We start from the raw sequence: 19,257 nt of genomic DNA on the forward strand, positions 1-19,257 counted from the left end.
CATGGAAGCCTTGTATCTCCTGATTCCGCTGAGTCTGGTGCTGGTCGCGCTGGCAATCTGGATCTTCTTTGGCGCCGCCGACAGCGGACAGTTCGAGGACCTCGAAGGACCGGGGCTGCGCATCCTGCACGACGACGACAGCGCCGGCAGCTGAACGCCGCATCCCGCCCTATTGCAGGTGTATCTGAACAATTTGATTCACATCAAGGATTTTTAGGGTTCAGAAAATTACTCTCCTGCTGTCAACTAAGGGAACCCGTCAGGAGAGCATCGTGGAAAGCAGTCTCAACTATAACTACAAGGTCGTGCGCCAGTTTGCGATCGCCACCGTCGTCTGGGGCGTGATCGGCATGGCCGCCGGCGTCTTCATTGCGGCCCAGCTGGCCTGGCCCGCGCTCAATTTCGATATCGCCTGGCTGTCCTACGGGCGCCTGCGTCCGCTGCACACCAATGCGGTCATTTTCGCCTTCGGTATCTGCGGCCTGTTCGCCACCTCGTACTACGTGGTGCAGCGTACCTGCCAGGTGCGGCTGTTCTCCGACAGGCTGGCCGCCTTTACCTTCTGGGGCTGGCAGGCGGTGCTGGTGGCGGCCGCGATCACGCTGCCGATGGGTTTCACGCGCGGCAAGGAATACGCCGAGCTCGAATGGCCGATCGCGATCCTGATCACGGTCGTCTGGCTGGCCTACGCGGTCGTCTTCTTCGGCACCATCATCAAGCGCAAGGTGCAGCACATCTATGTCGCGAACTGGTTCTTCGGCGCCTACATCATCGCCGTGGCCGTGCTGCACGTCGTCAATGGCGCGGTGATTCCGGTCTCCGCCTTCAAATCCTATCCCGTGTATGCGGGCGTGCAGGACGCCATGATCCAGTGGTGGTACGGCCATAACGCGGTGGGCTTCATCCTGACGGCCGGCTACCTGGGCATGGTCTACTACTTCATCCCCAAGCAGGCGGAACGCCCTGTGTATTCGTACCGCCTGTCGATCGTGCACTTCTGGGCCCTGATCTTCACGTACATGTGGGCGGGCCCCCACCACCTGCACTACACCGCCCTGCCCGACTGGACCCAGTCGCTGGGCATGGTGTTTTCGCTGATCCTGCTGGCGCCGTCGTGGGGCGGCATGATCAATGGCGTGATGACGCTCTCGGGCGCCTGGCACAAGCTGCGCTCGGACCCGATCCTGAAGTTCCTGATCGTGTCGCTGTCGTTCTACGGCATGGCCACCTTCGAGGGCCCGATGATGTCGATCAAGACCATCAATTCGCTGTCGCACTACACCGACTGGACGGTCGCCCACGTGCACGCAGGCGCCCTGGGCTGGGTCGGCTTCATCACGATGGGATCGATCTACTACCTGATCCCGCGCCTGGCCGGCAAGAAGCAGATGGCCAGCCTGGCCCTGGTCGAGGCCCACTTCTGGGTCGCCACCATCGGCATCGTCCTCTACATCGCGTCGATGTGGATCGCCGGCGTCATGCAGGGCCTGATGTGGCGTGCCGTGAATGCCGACGGCACCCTGACCTACACCTTCGCCGAAGGCGTGAAGGCGACCTATCCCTACTACGTGATCCGCTTCACGGGCGGGCTGCTCTACCTGTCGGGCATGGCGCTGATGGCCTTCAACACCTGGAAGACGCTGGCCGGCACGGTCACGGTCGATCCGCCCGTCGCGCAGCCGCGCAAGCCGCAGCACGCCGGCGCCTCCCCTGTGCCGTCGCACGCCTGATACCGAAGGACCCGAGCAAATGAAAAACTTTTCCCACGAATGGATCGAGAAGAGCCCCTGGCTCCTGATCGGGCTGGTGCTGCTGGTGATCTCGGTCGGCGGCCTGGTCGAGATCGTGCCGCTATTCTTCCAGAAGTCGACCACCGAGCCGGTGGCGGGCCTGCAACCGTATTCTCCGTTGCGGCTGGCAGGCCGCGACATCTATATCCGCGAGGGCTGCTACAACTGCCACTCGCAGATGATCCGGCCCCTGCGCGCCGAGACCGAGCGCTACGGCCACTATTCGGTCGCCGGCGAGTTCGTCTACGACCACCCCTTCCAGTGGGGCAGCAAGCGCACCGGCCCCGACCTGGCGCGGGTCGGCGGGCGCTACAGCGACGAATGGCACCGCACCCACCTCGACAACCCGCGCGACCTGGTGCCGGAATCGAACATGCCCGGCTACCCGTGGCTGGCGAAGACCATGCTCGATCCGGCCACGATCCTGCCGAAGCTGCGCGCCATGCAAATGCTGGGCGTCCCGTACAGCGAGCAGCAGGTGAAGAACGCCCCTGGCGAGCTGGAAGGCAAGTCCGAGCAGGACGCGCTCATCGCCTACCTGCAAGGCCTCGGCACCCAGATCAAGACAAGGAACTGACATGTCCATCGACACCATTTTTGACCGCGCCAGCAGCGTGATGACCGTGCTCTCGTTCGCCACCTTCATCTGCATCCTGCTATGGACTTTCCTGCTGCGCCGCAGCGCCGACTTCGACGCCGCCGCCGCCCTGCCCTTCGCCGACGAGGAGGCGCACCATGGCTGATTTCACGAGCGGCTTCTGGGACGGGTACATCGTCCTCATCACGCTGCTGTCCATCGCCGGTTGCGCGGTGTTGTTGTGGTCGCAGTCGAAGCACCGGGTGACGCTCGATGCCGACGGCCGGCCGCAGAAAACCACGGGCCACGTGTGGGACGAGGATCTGACCGAACTGAATACGCCGATGCCGCGCTGGTGGATGTGGCTGTTCTACCTGACCATCGTGTTCGCCCTCGTCTACCTGGTCCTGTACCCGGGACTGGGCAGCCATGCCGGCAGGCTCGGCTGGCACTCGGCGGGTGAATACCAGGCCGAGCTGAAGAAGGCCGACCAGGATTTCGGGCCCGTGTTCGCCCGCTACGCCGGCCAGGACATCAAGGCGGTGGCAGCCGATCCGCAAGCGCAGGCGATCGGCGAACGCATGTTCATGAATTACTGCGCCCAGTGCCATGGCTCGGACGCGCGCGGCAACAAGGGCTACCCCAACCTGACCGACCGCGACTGGCTGCACGGCGGCGACCCGGGCACGATCAAGGCCACCATCATGGCCGGGCGCGTTGGACGGATGCCGCCGATGGGCGCCGCGCTGGGTTCGGACAAGGACGTCGAGGCGGTCGTCCACTATGTGCGCAACCTGTCCGGCCTGACGGCCGATCCGATCAAGGTGGCCTTCGGCAAACCCAAGTATGCCGCCTGTATCGCCTGCCACGGCGCCGGCGGTACCGGCAACCAGGCGCTGGGCGCGCCCAACCTGGCCGACAAGACCTGGCTCTACGGGGGTAGCGCGGACACGGTGATCGAGACGATCCGCAAGGGCCGGACCAACACCATGCCGGCTTTCGGCGAGTTCCTGGGCGAGGCCAAGGTGCACGTGCTGGCCGCCTATGTGTGGAGCCTGTCGAATCCTCCGGCCGCCGCTCCGGACGATGCGAAACAGGTCGCCGCAAAATGAACGCTCCCAGGGAAGCAGTCATCAAGATGTACGCCGCGCGCGAGGAAATCTACCCGCGCGAGGCCAAAGGCCGCTATGCGACGCTGCGCTGGGCCTGCGTATGGCTGACCCAGCTGCTGTTCTATGGCCTGCCGTGGATCGGCTTCAATGGCCGCCAGGCGGTGCTGTTCGACCTCGGCACGCGCAAGTTCCACCTGTTCGGTCTGGTGCTGTGGCCGCAGGACTTCATCTATCTCGCGGCCCTCCTGATTGTCTGTGCTTATGCCTTATTCCTTGTCACGACGGTGGCGGGACGCGTCTGGTGCGGCTTCGCCTGTCCGCAAACGGTGTATACGGAAGTCTTCCTGTGGATCGAACGCCGGATCGAAGGGGCGCGCAGCGCGCGCATCCGGCTCGACCGCCAGCCCTGGGGTCTCGAGAAGATCACGAAAAAAACCGCAAAGCACGCCGCCTGGCTGCTGGTGGCGCTGTGGACGGGTTTCACCTTTGTCGGCTACTTCACGCCGATCCGGTCCCTGATGGGCGAGATCCTCGCCTGGCGCCTCGGTCCGTGGGAAGCGTTCTGGGTGCTGTTCTACGGCTTTGCCACCTACGGCAACGCCGGCTGGATGCGCGAACAGGTCTGCAAGTACATGTGCCCTTACGCGCGCTTCCAGAGCGCGATGTTCGACAAGGACACCCTCATCGTGACCTATGACCGCGGCCGCGGCGAGCCGCGCGCGCCGCTCGGCCAGGCAGCGCAGGCGCCGTCGGGCGACTGCATCGACTGCAGCCTGTGCGTGCAGGTCTGCCCGACCGGCATCGACATCCGCAACGGCCTGCAATACGAATGCATCGGCTGCGCAGCGTGCATCGACGCCTGCGATGGCGTGATGGACAAGGTAGGGAAACCTGCAGGCCTGATCCGCTACGCCACCGAGAACGCGCTGGCGCAGGGCTGGGGAGCGGAGAAGATACGGCAACGCCTGCTGCGTCCGCGCGTGCTGGGCTACACGGCGGTGCTGGTGCTCCTGCTGGCGGCAATGACCGCCTCACTGGCATTGCGCGTTCCGCTCAAGGTCGACGTGATCCGCGACCGCGGATCGATGGGCCGTGAAGTGGACGGCGGCTGGATCGAGAATGTCTACCGCTTGCAGCTCATGAATACCAGCGAAATGCCGCGCCGGGTGCACCTGGAGGTCGACGGGCTGCCTGGCGCGCTGATCGTGGAGCAGGCGGACGTCGCGCTCGACGGCGCCAGCACGCGCGCGCTGCCGGTCCGGGTGCGCATTCCCCCAGGCGCGGGCAAGCCCGGCTCGAACCGCATCGACTTCACCATCACTGCGCTTGACGACCCGGCAGTGGCCGTGCGCGAAGAAGCGGCCTTCATCGTGCCGCGTCAGGAATGACATCATGCTACCCTCACCACCCGTTTTTCCCCAGCCTCCAGTGCGACCCTGGTACCGGCACCGCTGGCCGTGGTTCATCATGCTCGGCCCGGCCGCGGTGATGCTGGCCACCGGCCTTACCGTCTGGCTGGCGATCAGGCAGCCGGACGCGGTCGTGGTCGACGATTATTACAAGCGGGGCAAGGCGATCAACCAGGACCTGCGCCGCGACCGCGCGGCCACGGCGCTGCGCCTGGCCTTCACGGCGCGCTACGACGCGGGCAATGGCGTGCTCGAAGGCCGGCTCGAGAGCTTCGGCCGTCCCATGCGTGCGCCTTTCCGGATTCTGTTCGCGCATCCGACGCTGCCCGCGAAAGACCTGGTCCTGGCGGCGCGGCCTGATGCGCGCGGCGTCGCCGCGGTCCGGCTGCCGGCGCTGGAGATGACGCATTGGCGCGTCGTCATCGAGGATGAAGGCCGCGCGTGGCGCCTGGCGCGCGGCTGGAGCCCGGCATCCACGCCAACGCTGGAGATCGCCGCCGACCCCGGGCCGTGACTGTTGCGTGACGCTTGGGCCGCGCAGTTCAGGCCATTGGACTGCACTGTTCGGTGCCGGCGGCGATGGCCTTGAGCCTGGCCGGTTCGACCAGGTGCACTTCACGCTTGTCGACCGTGATCAGGCCCTGTTTCTTGAAGCGCGACAGCAAGCGGCTGATGCTCTCGATGGTCAGTCCGAGGTAGTTGCCGATGTCCTCGCGCGACATGCGCAAGCCGAAGTCGGTCGACGAGTAGCCGCGCGCCGCATAGCGCGCCGACAGGTTGACCAGGAAGACCGCAAAGCGCTGCTCGGCCCGCATGTTACCCAGCAGCAGCATCACGTTTTGTTCGCGCGTGATCTCCTGGCCCATGATGCGGTGGAAGTGGCGCAGCAGTGCCGGCACCTGGCCGAACAATTCTTCCAGACGCGCGAACGGAATCTCGCACACTTCGCTGTCTTCGAGCGCAACGGCGTCGCAGTGGTGGCGGTCGCCGCTGATGGCGTCCATGCCGAGCAGTTCGCCGGCCATCTGGAAGCCCGTGATCTGCTGTTCGCCGGCGGCGTTGATCTGGTAGGTCTTGAAATGCCCGTAGCGCACCGCGTACAGGCAGCGAAACGGCTCGCCCATGGCATACAGGCGCTCATCGCGCGCAAGGCGCCGGCGCTGGCCGATGATCTGGTCGAGCCGGTTGATGTCGGCTTCCTCCAGCCCCATCGGCAGGCACAGCTGGTGCATGCTGCAGGCGCTGCAGCTGGCCTTGATCGCCCCGAGGCTGATCGGCGCCGGGTTGGGGAATGAGATTCCTTGGGTCATCTGGCAGGAAAGTGGTAGGCGTGGACGATTATAGACCGGTGAACCGGCGCATACTTCACTTTTGCCGGCAGCATGGACGCACAAAACAAAAGGGTTATACGCCGAAGCATATAACCCTTTGATCTTGCTGCTAATTCTTGGTGCCGCTGACCGGAATCGAACTGGTGACCTTCGCATTACGAATGTGAAGTTCCAGGTATATTGGAGTGTTTAACACCATACGTCAATCAGGCTAAAACCTATATATTTCAGTACCTTACAGTATTTCTTAATGCCCCTTGTGTTGATGACGATAGGCAAATATACTCATAGCCGGGTTACACAGCGGTTACACAATACTCAGCAATATGGCAAAAATCAAATTTACTGCTGCGCGCGTCGAGGGGTTCACTTGCCCGCCTAGCACCAAGCAAGCCTTCATGTGGGACGCTACCGCACCATGCCTCGGCCTTCGCGTGGTCTCCAGTGGAGCCAAGGCTTACGTTTTCCAAGCTAAGCTCAACAATCAAACCATCCGCATGACGATCGGCTCGCCGTCCACATGGGATATCGCCAGTGCCCAAGCCGAGGCGCGCCGTCTCAAGGTGCTGGTCGATGGCGGGCACGATCCAAGGGTTCAGAAAGCCGAGCTTGTCGCTGAGCAGGCAGCGAAGCGCGACGCAAGCCGCCGCGCCGAGACGCCTGCAAGCGAAGCATGGGCAGCCTACATGGTGGCCCGGAAGACCCGGTGGAGCGCCCGCACCCTGCTGGATCACCAGAGGCTGGTCGATCCGGGTGGCCGTCACAAGACCCGTGGGCGCAAAAAGGGGGAGGGAGAAACCACCTTGCCCGGCGTGCTTGTTTCGGTGCTTGCCCACCCTCTCCGTGACATCGACGCCGATTTTGTACGGAAATGGCTGAATGGTGAGACACACAGATCCACCGTGGCGATGAACGCTTTCGTGCGCTTGCGCGCGTTCCTGAACTGGTGTGCCATGCGGGCCGAGTACAGGTCCGAAGTCAGCCCCAACGCATGCGCTTCATGTGTGGCCAAGGACGAACTCCCCAAGCCTGCGGCGAAGTCGGATTGCCTCCAGCGCGAGCAATTGGCCCCGTGGTTGAAACAAGTCCGGGAAATCCATAACCCTGTCGCCAGCGCCTACCTGCAAGCCCTCCTGCTGACGGGCGCCCGACGGGAGGAAATGGCTGGACTGCGCTGGACAGACGTGGACTTCAGGTGGGGCACGATGGTCTTGCAAGATAAGGTTGAGGCCAACCGGACGATTCCGTTGACCCCGTATGTGTCCGCGCTGCTGGATGGCCTGCCGCGCAACAATGAATGGGTATTTAGTAGCCGCACCGCTGCCAGCGGACGCATCCAGGAGCCGCGCAAGGCCCATAACAATGCACTGGAAGCGGCCGAGCTGCCGCATGTGTCAATTCATGGCCTGCGCCGCTCGTTTGGCACGCTGAGCGAGTGGGTGGAGTGCCCAGCCGGCGTCGTGGCGCAGATCATGGGCCACAAGCCTAGCGCCATCGCGGAGAAGCATTACATCCGCCGCCCGATCGATCTGCTGCGGATGTGGCACGCAAAAATTGAGGTATGGATGCTGGAGCAGGCCGACGTCCCGTCCGTAGCGGTTGCATTCGCAAGGCGCGTTGCAGCATGATGGTGTTACGTGCGGCTTGCCTTGAGAAGCAGTAAAACGACGGGTCTGTGTCTTTGGGTGGGAGACAATTTCCTTCTGTACTACTAATGTCGAGACGGCGCTAATCGTCCGTGTACATCAGTTGTATTTGTCATTTCTGACAATGCCGATCGAATTAATATCCTATATAGTTCCTGCCCTCGACGAACTATGTAACCGGCTGTATGGATAAAGAAAAGCTGAAAAAATTGCAAGCATCTAGCGACGCCGTCGCAGACCTCTTGGGATGGCCACGGATGAAGGTCAACGTCGAGTATCACGAGGCGCTTGCCAAGGGCGGAGGTCGTGCTTCATTTGATCTCTCCCCACTCGCGGCGAAGGCAGCGGTTCCAAGAAAGATCATCTATCGACTGAAGGCCCGGAAGTCAGTACTGGACGATGAGATCGAACTCGCCCGTGCGAAAGCATTAAACCCGAACGCAGCGGCAAGCGTGTTCGCGGAACTGGTCAAACTAGCTGAACAGCGAGAGGGGTGCCTGATTGGTGTCGACGAAGAGGCAGTGAAATATCAGGTCGGCGCCGAGGTGAAGTTTTTTACCGTGCGCCATCTACGGGCGCGCTTGAAGCGGGCCAATGCGCGCTAGGTGCCGACAAGCACCTCACAGTGCCGTTAAGGACCGCAGCTAGCTGAGAAATCGATGTTGACGAAGAGACTTCAAGCCTCTTCAACAAAATACGATTTCTCAAAATGTCCAAAAAACCTGAATCCGGTATCTCAGTTCAGCCGGCACACAAATTCTTCCAGCCTCTCGTCACGGAAGTGCGCACCATGCTCACTACCGAGGCTGCGGCGTTCCACCTCAGCCGCGCACCCCAAACGCTGCGCGCGTGGGCCTGCTACGAAAATGGCCCTCTCCGCCCAGTGCGCATTAATGGCCGCCTCGCGTGGCTGGTCGCCGATATCAAGGCACTGCTGAGCAAGGAGGGGGCATGATCACCTCACTGCCGGACCAGTTCACGTCCCAAGCCCCCTTGCGTTTCCAGAACACTCGCACTCGCACCGCGCTGAAGTTCCCTGCTGCTTACGAAAACGCGCGCAAGGCTTACCTCCGCACCCTGTATGGCTTCCAGCCCGCTCAAGGCACCCTCAGCGCGTTCGTCTACGACGCCAAGATTACGGGCACCGTGGTCGCCGTGGAAATCTACTTCATCTGGAGTGTGCATAACCCAATTGGCGTGTTCGAGGTGCCACTCCACGTCTTCAAGAAAGACTGTAAGGTCATCGAGACCAGCGCAGACATTGAGGATTTTGTCGGCTACCAGGTCAAGGTGACTGTCGCCGGTCGTTACAAGTTCAACGGCATCTCCCTGTCGACTGTGACTTGCATCGAAGTGGACAGTGCCGTGACGCCAATCCGAATCGTACTCGCTCAGCCCGAAACGACGCAGAAGTAGCCGGCATGCTGACCCAACACCACATCGAAAACAAGACCGCCCCATCGGCGGTCGGCGCACGGCTGCCAGTTGCACCTGAAGCACAGCCGCCGTGCGCCAACAACCCAGGTGTCCGCCTGCCGAAGTTCGACAACATTCCACTGGAACTCAAGGCTAAACCAAACTGGGTTGTCTGGCGCTTGGAAGGGAAGCCAGGCGCTAAGCCGATCAAGGTGCCGTACGACCCCAAACTGCTGAATTCGCATGCCAAGTCGAACGACTCGCAGACCTGGGGGACGTATGAGGATGCCGTGACGGCCTATATGGAAGGGGGATACACGGGCGTGGGTGTCATGCTGAACGGCGATGGACTGGTCGGTATCGACCTCGACCACTGCGTCATCGACGGCATGCCATCGGCGGCAGCAATTGACCTCATGCAACACCTCGGTGTTACTTACATCGAAATCTCGCCGTCCGGCACCGGCCTGCGCGGATTCGGTTACGCTCACAACCTGGAGAAAGGGGTGAATGGCAAGATCGACGATCTCAAGGTTGAGCTGTACTCCAACTTGCGCTTCCTCACTGTGACTGGACATGCACTGACCATGGGGCCGCTGAGTGAACTGACTGGCTTCAAGGAACTGGCTGCCAAGGTCCGCAAGGACAGCGGCGCGAATGTGATCGAACGTGCGGCTGTCGGCGCACTGGCTGATCGTCACGCCGTGTGGATCAGCCAGGTCCTCAGTGGCGACGTTTACCACGACGCACTGCGCGATCTCGCCGGATCCATGGTTGCATCGGGCACGCAGCCTGGCGCAGTGGTGTCCTGGCTGCGCGGCCTCATGCGCTCTTCTCAAGGACCGCACGATGCTCGCTGGGCGGCGCGCATGGACGAGATCCCGAAATTGGTGAGCAGCGCAGTGGCCAAATACACGCCCCAGACTGTTGACCTCCGCCAACTCTTGCAACTCAATGATGTGGCATCGACGAGCTGCGAACAATCCAGCCGCTTCAAGGTGCTCACTGCGGCACAGCTCACGCAAGCGGAACCGATCAAATGGGCGGTTCGCGGCCTCCTGCCGCAGGTCGGCCTAGCGGCGCTGTACGGCCCCAGCGGTGCGGGCAAGTCGTTCCTCGCGCTGGACCTGAGCGCGTCGGTGGCATCGGGCATCACGCAGTGGTACGGCATGCGCGTTACTCAGTGCCCGGTCACTTATTGCGTTCTCGAAGGCGAAGGCGGGATGGGCAAGCGCGTCGCGGCTTGGGAGAAGTACAACGCCCGCAAGATGCCCAATACCCTGCACTTTATCGTGGAGCAGTTCGACATCACGGTCGCCGCAGACGTCGAAGAATTGGCACTCGCAATTCGCACGGCTAGTGGTGCAGACGGCCTGATCATCTTGGACACGCTCAACCGAGCGGCTCCCGGTTCCGATGAGAACTCGTCAAAGGACATGGGCACGATCATCGCTAACGCGAAGGCTCTGCAACAACTGACGGGCGGGATGGTGCTGTTGGTGCACCACACCGGCAAGGACGAGAGCAAGGGCATGCGCGGCCACTCCAGCCTGTTCGCTGCGATGGACTGCGTTATCGGCGTCATGCGCACGAAGGGCGAGGGCTTGGGCTGGACGGTGGCAAAGTCGAAAGACGATGAAACCGGGACCCAGCATGCCTTCCGCCTCGAACAGGTCGTGGCGGGCCAAGACGAAGATGGCGAGGACATCACATCGTGCGTCGCGGTTTCAATTGCGCCGCCATTCGCGCAAAAAGGCGCACGCAAGCTCGGGCAGCATCAGCGTACCGCGCGCGACGTTCTGCTCAATCTCTTCAATGAAAGTGAAGGTGATTCCCAGGTCACGTACGTCACGGCCTACGATGCGATCGCTGCTGCAATTGAAACAGACCCGAAACACAAACGCGAACGCGCCAAGCAGGCTGTCACAGCCTTGGCGGCACAAGGCATGATCGAAACGACCGACACGCACATCGTGCGCCTGCCAGCCTTCGGAAATTAAAAGCTCGGCAGTATAAAACAAGAAAAATCACTCACCTATCTATCCACCGATCACCCCACCTAGCCCTTCCCGGTTTCCCCCTCCCCCTATAGGGGAGGTGGGAAAGACCGGGAGCAATATGGGTCACTGAAAACTCCCGTTTTAGAGTAATCAGGGAAAAAGTGGGACACATATTGCAGTCGAATAATTCTGCATACTGTTTAATAACTAAACCACAAATTTAAAAGGAAACAAATGAGCACCAACATTATCAGGGGCTGGACTTCGACTATCAAGCGACAAGCCAAGCACCGTTCCAACCAAGGCATCGTGTGCCTGACTCCCGAGGAGGCGAGGGCGCTGGTCGCAATCGACGCGGGTCTGAATGGCTATGAGGGCTTCCGCCGGGATCGCGTGCTCGGTCAGGTCACGTTCAGCACCGAGCGACAACTGGATTACCTCGACCTGATTGAGGCAATTCGCGTCGGCATCGACCGGAATACGGTGATCGACCCGGACGATCCGCTCCACGACGAAAAAAATGCCCTCCGTGCGACGCAGACTGCACTGTTCGGTTCGCTGGACAAGCCAATCGGCATCGTCGTCGGCACGATCTACATGGAGATCAAGCCTCAAGCTGTGCAGTAATACAAGAATAGTTGGACATCAAGCGAGCCGCGCATGTGAGTGCCCGGTTCGCTTTTCTTTTAGGTACCTGCGATGAAAAAAGCCAAGGCGGCCCGAGTGCCGGTCCTCGAAAATGCGTTCGAGGTGAACCTGCCGAAGTTGATGCGGATGGCGAAGGCCACCGGCGGGTCGCGGCTCGTGCTGGATGATGGCGATGTGCGGACCGTGGCCATGCTCACTGAGACACGCTTGGCGGTCTTCCTAGGGGATAAGCCGTGGGTGGTGGATATCGTGCCGGTCCAGTGCCTAAAAGACCGTGTACGCCTCCTAATGCGCTGCCCCCTCGCGCACGAGGGGAATTTCCAGTCGCTTTACTACCATGGCGATGAGCTGGCTTGCCGGCATTGTCATGAGTTGCGATACCGGAGCAACGTCGCAGCTTCTGCAGTCAAACGGGCGCAAATCGCGCGAATTAAATTGTTGAGTGAAATGGGCGCTGAGCCGGGTCAAATGGTACCGGCACGTCACCCGTACAAATGGCGCAAACGGCATCTCAGTTTGGTGGCGCGTGTCGAACGCCTGACCTCTGTCCACTATCGAAACGTACGAGCGTGGCTGGAGCGTATCTGATCGCCACATGATCCTGTGGGCTACGACGCGGGCAGCTTTTAAGTTGCTCACGTATTTTTTTTATGTCGATTCACTGCGTTATTTAGCGGCAACTTCTTCAAGAAGTAAATTCGACTGCTGTGTTTCAAACTGGGCATAAGTCGTCCCATCCTCAAGTTTCCAGTATTCCCGCCCGTTAATCGAGTACCCGACCAGGACACCCGCAGCTTGTGACGGGCTTTTGAAAAGATGGTCTCGGGTGAGCCGCAGCTTTGTTCCTACCGCCGTCAAAGTACCAGACTGGATAAGTACTTGGCGAAGGGCAGCCATATTACCAGTTAGGCTTTTGTAGGTCGTAGCGGTGGCATCAGAACCTTCTAAGATAACCATGCCTTCATCAGTGCGTACGCCCCGCGCGTGGATGCCAGCAATTCGCAAATGGAAGATTGCGGGGGTGTTCGGCTGCGCAGTGGAGGCAGTCACGACATCCGCGTTGGGAACAGATTCGATCGTCGGCAGTGCATCGGTCAGATTCAGCTTTTTTGGTTGCTGGATGAGATTTTCCAAAACCTTATGACCCAAGGCTCCGAGTAGCATTTTCGCAGCTCCTAGGAACTCTTCCATTGCGTCTCTGTCCGATCGTGGAAGCGATGGCAGTTGAGGAGAAGCAAAATTTGTTACTTGATAACGACTGGCTTGCTTCGCCATTTCTACCACGCGCGATTCCAAATATCGAACGTGCGCTTTCGTAAGGTTCTCATCTTTACTTGTGAAAGCGACGGCCTCAGTCCAGAAATCTTTGTTGATCACATGCGACGAAAGTCGGTCGATGACGACCTCGGCCTCGCCAATGTACACAGCATCGCTCCCAGTCTCATCATCGATACCGAAGAGAAAGTAGACCCCAGGGCGTTGAACCTCCGGCCACTCACGCAATTCTTGAAACCGCGAACGAGGGCATGCAAGAGCTTGGCCGCTCCAGTTGGCGATCTCGGCGTGGCGGATGCCCGACACGCTTTCATCCGGCAAGTAAATCTTGATGGTTTTTCCCATAATTCTTCATTTATTTCTTCATTTGATGCGTCATAATGCGCAATTGCCACAAACAGTATCACTATACCGTTTGGAACATGCATCGCTGAAACTCAACCATTCGGAACTGCAAGCGTGTTTTTTTATACGCTCTTCCTTAAATGATCTTTATACGTACTATCGCAATACGGATGGAGCCATCGCGCGTTATCGGAAGTTCCTAACCCGCCATATTTTTTGTCTTCCTGATGATCTAGGTGCATAGATTTTGTATCGATCCTTGCGTTGCAGATTCCGCAAAAGAACGACTTATCAAGAGCTTCATTCAAGAACATTAATTGCTTAGTCGCTTGCGAGAACGCTTTTGGTTTTTTTGTGAGAATCGCATTTTCTTTTACTAAAATTTGATAACGCTCATGAAGTTTAAGAATGCCTTCAATTTCGCCTTCAGACTTATCGCTCTTGAGCTGTTCCAAAATAAATGCGTAATATTCTTTAAGCTGCCGGAATCCTTTTGCCATGCTCCCGTATCGCAGCGTTATCTGATTTATAAACATCTTATGATTCAGCAGGAATTCTTCAAATCGTGACCTAACTGCAGTGAACGAGGCGAATCCATCTTCAGCTTCGATGTCAACAAGCAAAGCGGCCATTGCTAATACCGCCGTAGGTTGATGGCGGCCACTCGCCGAGTAAAAATATACCGCCGGGTGCAGTCCTAGCGATGAGGGAGAAGTCCCGGTAATGCGCTTAGCGAGCTTGTCAGTTTTCTTCATCATCGCAACCGTATCGCCTTCATCTGGTGCGTCCTGCTCAATAAGGCGAAGCTCTTTCTTGGCTTTCGAGGCATCTATAACCGGGATTTTGTTTGAAATATTAACAAAATCAAAAATTAGCGGTAGGGTCTGAGAGCCATATCCATGCCCTGCGATAGGCAAATCCATTGTGCGTATTGGCGGGTTAAGCTCTGGGCTATACAGCGCACGGTAAATTTCCTTTCCGAGCGTTTCGATTGTCTCTTGCGCTGCTCGAGAAAATTTCTCCCAATATTTATGTCCCGTTGCATTTCTCACAATAGCACGGGATGCAATCGCGTTTGGCTTGAATCGGGCGTTGAGCAGTCGTAATTCGGTTGGATCGATTTGTACAGCAGACTGATTGATTGTCAAAAATGCGCGCTCTGCTTTCTTCGAGTCCTGGCCTTTAACCCACAGCAGTGGCACATTGCTGTGAGCTAATGCTCGGGCATTAGCGGTTAATTTTGGATTTGATCCTGGGTTTTGTGTTTCTGCTTTATAGTCTTTATATGACCCGATCGTGCTATCGATCATCAATTTTGTTTTTTGCGCGACTCGTCTCTGCTCTTCTGGAATGTTGTTGTTGTAGAACTTGATCGACTCTTCTCCGTCGCCATAATCATCTAGTAGCCATGCAATAATGGCACTCAATCGATGCGCGCCGTCGATCACGAAGCTCAACCGCGCGGGTGACTGCCAGCAAATCACAGAAGGGATTAAATCACCCTCGATAAACGCTTTTATAAAGTCGCGCACAGCTTCAGGTGTCCATGCTGCTGTCTCTCGCTGAAAGTCAGGTTTGCGCAAGGTAAGGAAAAAACTCTCTCCCTTAGTCAGGTCTGTCCGGCTTGCTTGGGTTTTGCCGCTGGCTCCAGCGTCGACTCCATCCGAGGCAAGAAAATCTTCGCGCGGGATGAGAGCATCCAAGTTGACGGTCGTAGCCATTTGCTTCCTTTTTTGCTTAATAGTAATTATGTTAATGTAACATGTTGCTTTTGCTGCAGCACAAGCTGACTCAGTAAATTTTCATTCAACTGGTTAAAGTGGATGTTAGAAAATGACCGTTTTTTAACACCTCATCGTCCGCTTTCAAAAACCGTTGGAAAAATAGCCTTCGCATATATCAACATGTTGATATATATTGATCAGGTTTTTCAACACTCTTGGGGACGGCGATGGCAGTTTTTGGGTATGGGCGAGTGTCAACAGCAGAGCAGACGGCGGACAACCAACGGCTTGAGATTGAACGTGCAGGCTATGCAGTTGAGTACTGGTTCGCTGACGTAGTTAGCGGTAAAGCGCACGCATCGCAGCGGGCACAATTCAGCAGCATGAAGGCGAAATTAAGAAAGAAGGACACGGTCGTGGTGTCCAAGTTAGACCGTCTTGGCCGCGATGCCCCAGACGTCCTCACAACAATTAAAACGCTGGCCGCGCTCGGCGTTGAGGTCGTCGTGCTCCAGCTCGGGAAGCTCGACCTGACCTCTTCCGCTGGCAAGCTCATGTTGACCATGTTGGCCGCCGTAGCGGAAATGGAACGGGATCTGATTGTTGAGCGCACTCAGGCAGGATTGGCGCGTGCAAAGGCTGAAGGAAAAACGCTCGGCAGACCCACTAAAACCACGCCCGAGCAGCGCAGGGCGATGACGCAGGGCTATGCGAACAAGCAGAGCGTGAGCGCGCTGGCGAAGCTCTACGGCGTCTCGCGTGCTACGGTGCTTGCTATTGTGAAGCCGATCGCGTACACAACCTCTCCTACGTTGGTCGACTAAAATTGATAGTGTCGATTACGGAAGTCATAAGTTAGACAAGAATTACCTCGGATAGAAAAATTCTTGGTCTGTGAGAACTAGGCATGATGGCCGAAAGGTGGAGTGACATGAATAAAACGATTAACGATACCGGCGGTATCTTCCAGCGGGTAATTGAGGCACTGAATGGATTTCGGACCAAGTTCGGATATTGGCCAAGACGCCTGGAGATGGAGGCGGAAACCTTGGGCGTCTTATCTACGCAACTTTTGACGCCGGCAGGTTTCTTCTTGATGCAATCCAAGCTAACCCTCTCGGTCTGTCGTGAACCACGAATTGTTGCGACAGGAAGCGACGGGGACGTGTTTGATTATGGTACCGAAGGGTGGTCAAGCCCTCAGGGGCATGACCATAGCGCGTTGAAGTGGATCGGGCTCGAAGCGCACGATAAGAACCAGTATGCGAAGCCGCCCACCTCGGATCTGCCCGGGACGAGATCCAGACTTGCTTGGGTTCGGCAGAGCCAGCGTGTTATTCGGATGGTAAGTGAACTTCATCGTATGGGATACCAGCGTCTTAGGATAATGCCCTACGATCATCCCAATGCTTGGAGATTAGCTGTGGACTCTGCGGAAAATTTTTCGCCCGAGAACGGTGCCGTTTTCCTAAGCCACACGATTGCAACTGAGGCAATATACTCAGCAGCGCCCCACAACCAGTCGAGCAAAGGAGCATATTTCGGCTGGCAAGATGCATCGGGCGATAATGCCCGTCAGCTCGCAGATAAATTTGTTTTGCGCTTTCCGATGATTGCGGAATCTGGGGTTGGACGCGACTGGGAGTATGCCGGATGGCTCTGCGAACTGATCGGCTACCTCGAGCATGGAGATTTACTACCTGTCACATCATGGGAGAATATGCAGGGTAAGCCCGACGACCTGCGCTTCCTTCCCATATGGGACGCAGTTAGAAATAATACTGAATGGGTGGGCAGCAAATCGGTTCCCGCTCAACACGCACTTCAGTTCCCGTTACCACCGCCGCCGCCGCCGAAACCCACGCCGTCGTTACGATGATCAGTAAGCGAGCACCGGAAGGCGCGCAATCTTTGAAGCCGCCACCCCGGGGGGGGAGGCCGAAGGCCCCCCTGGACCTTCGACTATGAATAGGTAAGCCCCTCAAAAAATTTTCGCGTATAAAAAATTTAAATTTTTTTGCGCAGGTTTATTGTCGTTGCTCTGCAGTAGCGCGCGGCACTCGGTTTGCTCCTGCTGGCTTGCAAGACGCAAATGCCGAGGATAATGCCGTCTGAACCAGACGAGCACGGCTGGCCGAGAACGCATGCATGGCCGACACTCACCTCACTCGTTCACAGAACTTCACACCGTTCACGGCAACGCTAAATAGCAAAAACGAAAAATGGAACGGCGTCCGGGCGTCAGCGTCTGATACCGTCAGCGACCCGTTTGGACGCGGTTCGTCACAGCTAGGTAGATGGTCGATCGCAACCCAGCACGCGCTTTGCTATTGGTACCAAGGTACCGATAACCCATTCGTAAAGTGGGCCACTTTTGTAAGGCACACGCCATTGTGACGCGTCGTTTGCGAACACAGCCACATCATTGAACGAATTAAAGAAGCCGCCGCCAGCCTTGTCGAAGCGCAGCGAAATGTTCAGCAGCTCACGCAGCGGCCTTGTCAGTTCAATCCATTCACCTGGTGAGCGCGTCACGGCCTCTCCACTCGTCCGATCAAGACACTGCAGAGCCGCTGTCGCATCCTCATACAAAGCGCGTCTTCTCGCGATACCCTCTTCTTCAGACTGACGGGCGCGATTGGCCACTGCTTGTTCCTTCTTTTTTCTTATTTCGTCAGCGTTACGCTTGTCGATCTTCGTCCGTATCTCGTATTTCTGGTCGATTCGGGCGATGACCTTTTCAGGTTCAATCCCTGTACCGAATAGATTGACAGCACGGTTCAACTCTTTCAAGGCGTCCTTCTCCCGATGCTCCACAAGCATTTCAGCAAAAAGCAAGATCTCACTATTTTTGCCAAAATAGGATTGGAAGAACTGATTTTTGAGGATGTCCGCTAGTGCGAGGCGGTCCTTAAACGCTTTTGTCTCTAGCAAAGCGGCGACGTACCCCCCCGCCAGCTGCTTAGAGACAATCTGCAACGCGGCGATAATGTTCCAGATGTCAGGATAATAGTCGGCGACTGCTTCAAGGTCTGGGAACACCTGGAGCAAGACAGTTTTAAACGGAGTGGAGTCTTTTTCGCCAGACAGTTCATCAAAGGAATTCGTTCCCTCTGCAAGGCGTTTGTCATACTCACGGCGCTGCGCGAGGTCGGACAAGATCGACCAAGCTTCGTTGAACTCCATGAGCAGCATCTCGCCATATTGCTTTTCACCCTCGTACTTGTCAGGGTGGTATATCTGGCACAGTGCCCGATATGCAGCACGGATAACTGCTTGCGGCGCATTTGGCATTACACCCAGCACAAAGTAATAATTTTTCAACTCTCACCCTTTTAGGCTCATCTATTTTCGGTCAGCCAAGCGATCGCACCCTGACGTCATACTTTCATACGGTAAGCATTTTTTTTGCGCTATTGACGAATTATTGCGGCAAACGAAGGCGGGCTAACCAAGCTCGACAGGATCGCGTTCGCATCTTCGTATTGCCCTACCAGTGATGGCTGCGCCGCTACACGCCCAGCCTTTCGTCGATGCGCACCCGCAGCGCCGACAGTAGCGCCCACAGATTTGGAAGTTGTGCCCCATATGCGGACAGCGTGCCAGCCGTCGGGCGATCAGCATGCCATCCGGCGTGCCAAGCGCTGTCAGCGCTGACAATAACGGCATCGAACACTTCCGGGAACTGGTCGGCCGTGATGTCGACGATCCATGAATCCTTTTGCAGCCACGCATGCGACGAGGTCGTTCCATTGGTTTGGTACTTGTAGCCACAGATGTAGTCAAAGCCGTGAATTCCATGATCGTCTAGCACCTGACCAAGAATCAAGGACGTGTCCCCGCACGCGCCAGCCGGGAACGACGGCCATGGTAGCGTTTCGAGCGGACACCACTCGAGGGCACTTCGCACGGCGACAGCAATCTTGCGGACGTGATTCATATCCGTCTCCAATACTCGACTCCGTTGCTGGCGAAACGGCCGAG

General features: G+C 57.8%; 21 protein-coding genes. 16 read left to right on the plus strand and 5 right to left on the minus strand.

Annotation, left to right across the window (positions count from 1 at the left end):
• Position 1 precedes the first annotated feature (1 nt).
• The 7 genes from ccoS to AC56LR_RS00345 all read left to right on the plus strand — a co-directional run bounded on the left by ccoS (position 2) and on the right by AC56LR_RS00345 (position 5,402).
• The gene (gene ccoS / locus AC56LR_RS00315; protein ID WP_497126193.1) at positions 2 to 154 is read left to right on the plus strand and encodes a cbb3-type cytochrome oxidase assembly protein CcoS; all 153 of its coding nucleotides are present in this window, start codon (positions 2 to 4) and stop codon (positions 152 to 154) included.
• Positions 155 to 272: 118 nt separating this feature from the next.
• Positions 273 to 1,730: a cytochrome-c oxidase, cbb3-type subunit I gene (ccoN, locus tag AC56LR_RS00320; protein WP_497126196.1), complete on the plus strand. Its 1,458-nt coding sequence runs from the start codon at positions 273 to 275 to the stop codon at positions 1,728 to 1,730.
• A 19-nt stretch (positions 1,731 to 1,749) separates the two neighbouring features.
• Positions 1,750 to 2,367 carry a cytochrome-c oxidase, cbb3-type subunit II gene (ccoO, locus tag AC56LR_RS00325; protein WP_497126198.1) on the plus strand — a complete coding sequence of 206 codons (618 nt, stop codon included), beginning with the start codon at positions 1,750 to 1,752 and terminating at the stop codon, positions 2,365 to 2,367.
• Between the two features lies 1 nt (position 2,368).
• A complete protein-coding gene (locus AC56LR_RS00330) occupies positions 2,369 to 2,533 on the plus strand; it encodes a cbb3-type cytochrome oxidase subunit 3 (protein ID WP_497126200.1) in 165 nt (54 codons plus the stop codon).
• Entirely contained in the window at positions 2,526 to 3,479 is a 954-nt protein-coding gene (ccoP, locus tag AC56LR_RS00335) for a cytochrome-c oxidase, cbb3-type subunit III (protein WP_497126202.1), read from the plus strand. Before AC56LR_RS00330 ends, ccoP begins: the two co-directional genes overlap by 8 nt.
• Positions 3,476 to 4,867: a cytochrome c oxidase accessory protein CcoG gene (gene ccoG / locus AC56LR_RS00340; RefSeq protein ID WP_497126204.1), complete on the plus strand. Its 1,392-nt coding sequence runs from the start codon at positions 3,476 to 3,478 to the stop codon at positions 4,865 to 4,867. The genes ccoP and ccoG overlap by 4 nt, the downstream gene beginning before the upstream one ends.
• Positions 4,868 to 4,871: 4 nt before the next feature.
• On the plus strand, positions 4,872 to 5,402 hold the full coding sequence (locus AC56LR_RS00345) for a FixH family protein (protein WP_497126206.1): 531 nt from the start codon (positions 4,872 to 4,874) through the stop codon (positions 5,400 to 5,402).
• 28 nt (positions 5,403 to 5,430) lie between these two features.
• Here AC56LR_RS00345 and fnr read toward each other — a convergent pair whose 3' ends face one another.
• The gene (gene fnr / locus AC56LR_RS00350) at positions 5,431 to 6,198 is read right to left on the minus strand and encodes a fumarate/nitrate reduction transcriptional regulator Fnr (RefSeq protein ID WP_497126209.1); all 768 of its coding nucleotides are present in this window, start codon (positions 6,196 to 6,198) and stop codon (positions 5,431 to 5,433) included.
• 347 nt (positions 6,199 to 6,545) lie between these two features.
• Between fnr and AC56LR_RS00355 the strand changes: the two genes are divergently transcribed.
• The 7 genes from AC56LR_RS00355 (at position 6,546) to AC56LR_RS00385 (ending at position 12,517) form a co-directional block, all read left to right on the plus strand.
• Positions 6,546 to 7,847 carry a tyrosine-type recombinase/integrase gene (locus tag AC56LR_RS00355; RefSeq protein WP_497126211.1) on the plus strand — a complete coding sequence of 434 codons (1,302 nt, stop codon included), beginning with the start codon at positions 6,546 to 6,548 and terminating at the stop codon, positions 7,845 to 7,847.
• Between the two features lie 203 nt (positions 7,848 to 8,050).
• The gene (locus AC56LR_RS00360) at positions 8,051 to 8,470 is read left to right on the plus strand and encodes a hypothetical protein (RefSeq protein ID WP_497126213.1); all 420 of its coding nucleotides are present in this window, start codon (positions 8,051 to 8,053) and stop codon (positions 8,468 to 8,470) included.
• Between the two features lie 104 nt (positions 8,471 to 8,574).
• Positions 8,575 to 8,820, plus strand: coding sequence for a DNA-binding protein (locus AC56LR_RS00365; protein WP_497126216.1), 246 nt, complete (start codon positions 8,575 to 8,577; stop codon positions 8,818 to 8,820).
• A complete protein-coding gene (locus AC56LR_RS00370; protein WP_497126218.1) occupies positions 8,817 to 9,281 on the plus strand; it encodes a hypothetical protein in 465 nt (154 codons plus the stop codon). Before AC56LR_RS00365 ends, AC56LR_RS00370 begins: the two co-directional genes overlap by 4 nt.
• Positions 9,282 to 9,286: 5 nt before the next feature.
• Positions 9,287 to 11,281: an AAA family ATPase gene (locus tag AC56LR_RS00375; RefSeq protein ID WP_497126221.1), complete on the plus strand. Its 1,995-nt coding sequence runs from the start codon at positions 9,287 to 9,289 to the stop codon at positions 11,279 to 11,281.
• Between the two features lie 234 nt (positions 11,282 to 11,515).
• A complete protein-coding gene (locus AC56LR_RS00380; protein WP_497126223.1) occupies positions 11,516 to 11,908 on the plus strand; it encodes a hypothetical protein in 393 nt (130 codons plus the stop codon).
• A 72-nt stretch (positions 11,909 to 11,980) separates the two neighbouring features.
• Positions 11,981 to 12,517 carry a hypothetical protein gene (locus AC56LR_RS00385; RefSeq protein WP_497126226.1) on the plus strand — a complete coding sequence of 179 codons (537 nt, stop codon included), beginning with the start codon at positions 11,981 to 11,983 and terminating at the stop codon, positions 12,515 to 12,517.
• A 78-nt stretch (positions 12,518 to 12,595) separates the two neighbouring features.
• On the opposite strand, the gene AC56LR_RS00390 is transcribed toward AC56LR_RS00385, so the two are convergent.
• Both AC56LR_RS00390 and AC56LR_RS00395 read right to left on the minus strand, forming a co-directional pair.
• Positions 12,596 to 13,549, minus strand: coding sequence for a GIY-YIG nuclease family protein (locus AC56LR_RS00390; RefSeq protein WP_497126228.1), 954 nt, complete (start codon positions 13,547 to 13,549; stop codon positions 12,596 to 12,598).
• A 122-nt stretch (positions 13,550 to 13,671) separates the two neighbouring features.
• Positions 13,672 to 15,270: a GmrSD restriction endonuclease domain-containing protein gene (locus AC56LR_RS00395; protein WP_497126230.1), complete on the minus strand. Its 1,599-nt coding sequence runs from the start codon at positions 15,268 to 15,270 to the stop codon at positions 13,672 to 13,674.
• Between the two features lie 230 nt (positions 15,271 to 15,500).
• Here AC56LR_RS00395 and AC56LR_RS00400 point away from each other — a divergent pair, with 230 nt between their 5' ends.
• Together AC56LR_RS00400 and AC56LR_RS00405 are read left to right on the plus strand one after the other, a co-directional pair.
• Positions 15,501 to 16,097, plus strand: a complete 597-nt coding sequence (locus tag AC56LR_RS00400) for a recombinase family protein (RefSeq protein WP_497126233.1) — start codon at positions 15,501 to 15,503, stop codon at positions 16,095 to 16,097.
• Positions 16,098 to 16,204: 107 nt separating this feature from the next.
• Positions 16,205 to 17,152 (plus strand): hypothetical protein, encoded by a 948-nt coding sequence (locus AC56LR_RS00405; RefSeq protein WP_497126235.1) that lies wholly within the window; start codon positions 16,205 to 16,207, stop codon positions 17,150 to 17,152.
• Positions 17,153 to 17,562: 410 nt separating this feature from the next.
• On the opposite strand, the gene AC56LR_RS00410 is transcribed toward AC56LR_RS00405, so the two are convergent.
• On the minus strand, positions 17,563 to 18,597 hold the full coding sequence (locus tag AC56LR_RS00410) for a J domain-containing protein (protein WP_497126238.1): 1,035 nt from the start codon (positions 18,595 to 18,597) through the stop codon (positions 17,563 to 17,565).
• 187 nt (positions 18,598 to 18,784) lie between these two features.
• Positions 18,785 to 19,213: a hypothetical protein gene (locus tag AC56LR_RS00415; RefSeq protein ID WP_497126241.1), complete on the minus strand. Its 429-nt coding sequence runs from the start codon at positions 19,211 to 19,213 to the stop codon at positions 18,785 to 18,787.
• Positions 19,214 to 19,257 lie beyond the last annotated feature (44 nt).

The organism is Telluria sp. ZT3P39 (assembly GCF_059685935.1).

Bases quoted from the DNA above. Each gene is read 5' to 3' on its own strand.
- ccoS (WP_497126193.1), top strand. From the start codon at position 2: ATGGAAGCCTTGTATCTCCTGATTCCGCTGAGTCTGGTGCTGGTCGCG.
- ccoO (WP_497126198.1), top strand. From the start codon at position 1,750: ATGAAAAACTTTTCCCACGAATGGATCGAGAAGAGCCCCTGGCTCCTG.
- AC56LR_RS00330 (WP_497126200.1), top strand. From the start codon at position 2,369: ATGTCCATCGACACCATTTTTGACCGCGCCAGCAGCGTGATGACCGTG.
- ccoP (WP_497126202.1), top strand. From the start codon at position 2,526: ATGGCTGATTTCACGAGCGGCTTCTGGGACGGGTACATCGTCCTCATC.
- ccoG (WP_497126204.1), top strand. From the start codon at position 3,476: ATGAACGCTCCCAGGGAAGCAGTCATCAAGATGTACGCCGCGCGCGAG.
- AC56LR_RS00345 (WP_497126206.1), top strand. From the start codon at position 4,872: ATGCTACCCTCACCACCCGTTTTTCCCCAGCCTCCAGTGCGACCCTGG.
- fnr (WP_497126209.1), bottom strand. From the start codon at position 6,198: ATGACCCAAGGAATCTCATTCCCCAACCCGGCGCCGATCAGCCTCGGG.
- AC56LR_RS00355 (WP_497126211.1), top strand. From the start codon at position 6,546: ATGGCAAAAATCAAATTTACTGCTGCGCGCGTCGAGGGGTTCACTTGC.
- AC56LR_RS00360 (WP_497126213.1), top strand. From the start codon at position 8,051: ATGGATAAAGAAAAGCTGAAAAAATTGCAAGCATCTAGCGACGCCGTC.
- AC56LR_RS00365 (WP_497126216.1), top strand. From the start codon at position 8,575: ATGTCCAAAAAACCTGAATCCGGTATCTCAGTTCAGCCGGCACACAAA.
- AC56LR_RS00370 (WP_497126218.1), top strand. From the start codon at position 8,817: ATGATCACCTCACTGCCGGACCAGTTCACGTCCCAAGCCCCCTTGCGT.
- AC56LR_RS00375 (WP_497126221.1), top strand. From the start codon at position 9,287: ATGCTGACCCAACACCACATCGAAAACAAGACCGCCCCATCGGCGGTC.
- AC56LR_RS00380 (WP_497126223.1), top strand. From the start codon at position 11,516: ATGAGCACCAACATTATCAGGGGCTGGACTTCGACTATCAAGCGACAA.
- AC56LR_RS00385 (WP_497126226.1), top strand. From the start codon at position 11,981: ATGAAAAAAGCCAAGGCGGCCCGAGTGCCGGTCCTCGAAAATGCGTTC.
- AC56LR_RS00390 (WP_497126228.1), bottom strand. From the start codon at position 13,549: ATGGGAAAAACCATCAAGATTTACTTGCCGGATGAAAGCGTGTCGGGC.
- AC56LR_RS00395 (WP_497126230.1), bottom strand. From the start codon at position 15,270: ATGGCTACGACCGTCAACTTGGATGCTCTCATCCCGCGCGAAGATTTT.
- AC56LR_RS00400 (WP_497126233.1), top strand. From the start codon at position 15,501: ATGGCAGTTTTTGGGTATGGGCGAGTGTCAACAGCAGAGCAGACGGCG.
- AC56LR_RS00405 (WP_497126235.1), top strand. From the start codon at position 16,205: ATGAATAAAACGATTAACGATACCGGCGGTATCTTCCAGCGGGTAATT.
- AC56LR_RS00415 (WP_497126241.1), bottom strand. From the start codon at position 19,213: ATGAATCACGTCCGCAAGATTGCTGTCGCCGTGCGAAGTGCCCTCGAG.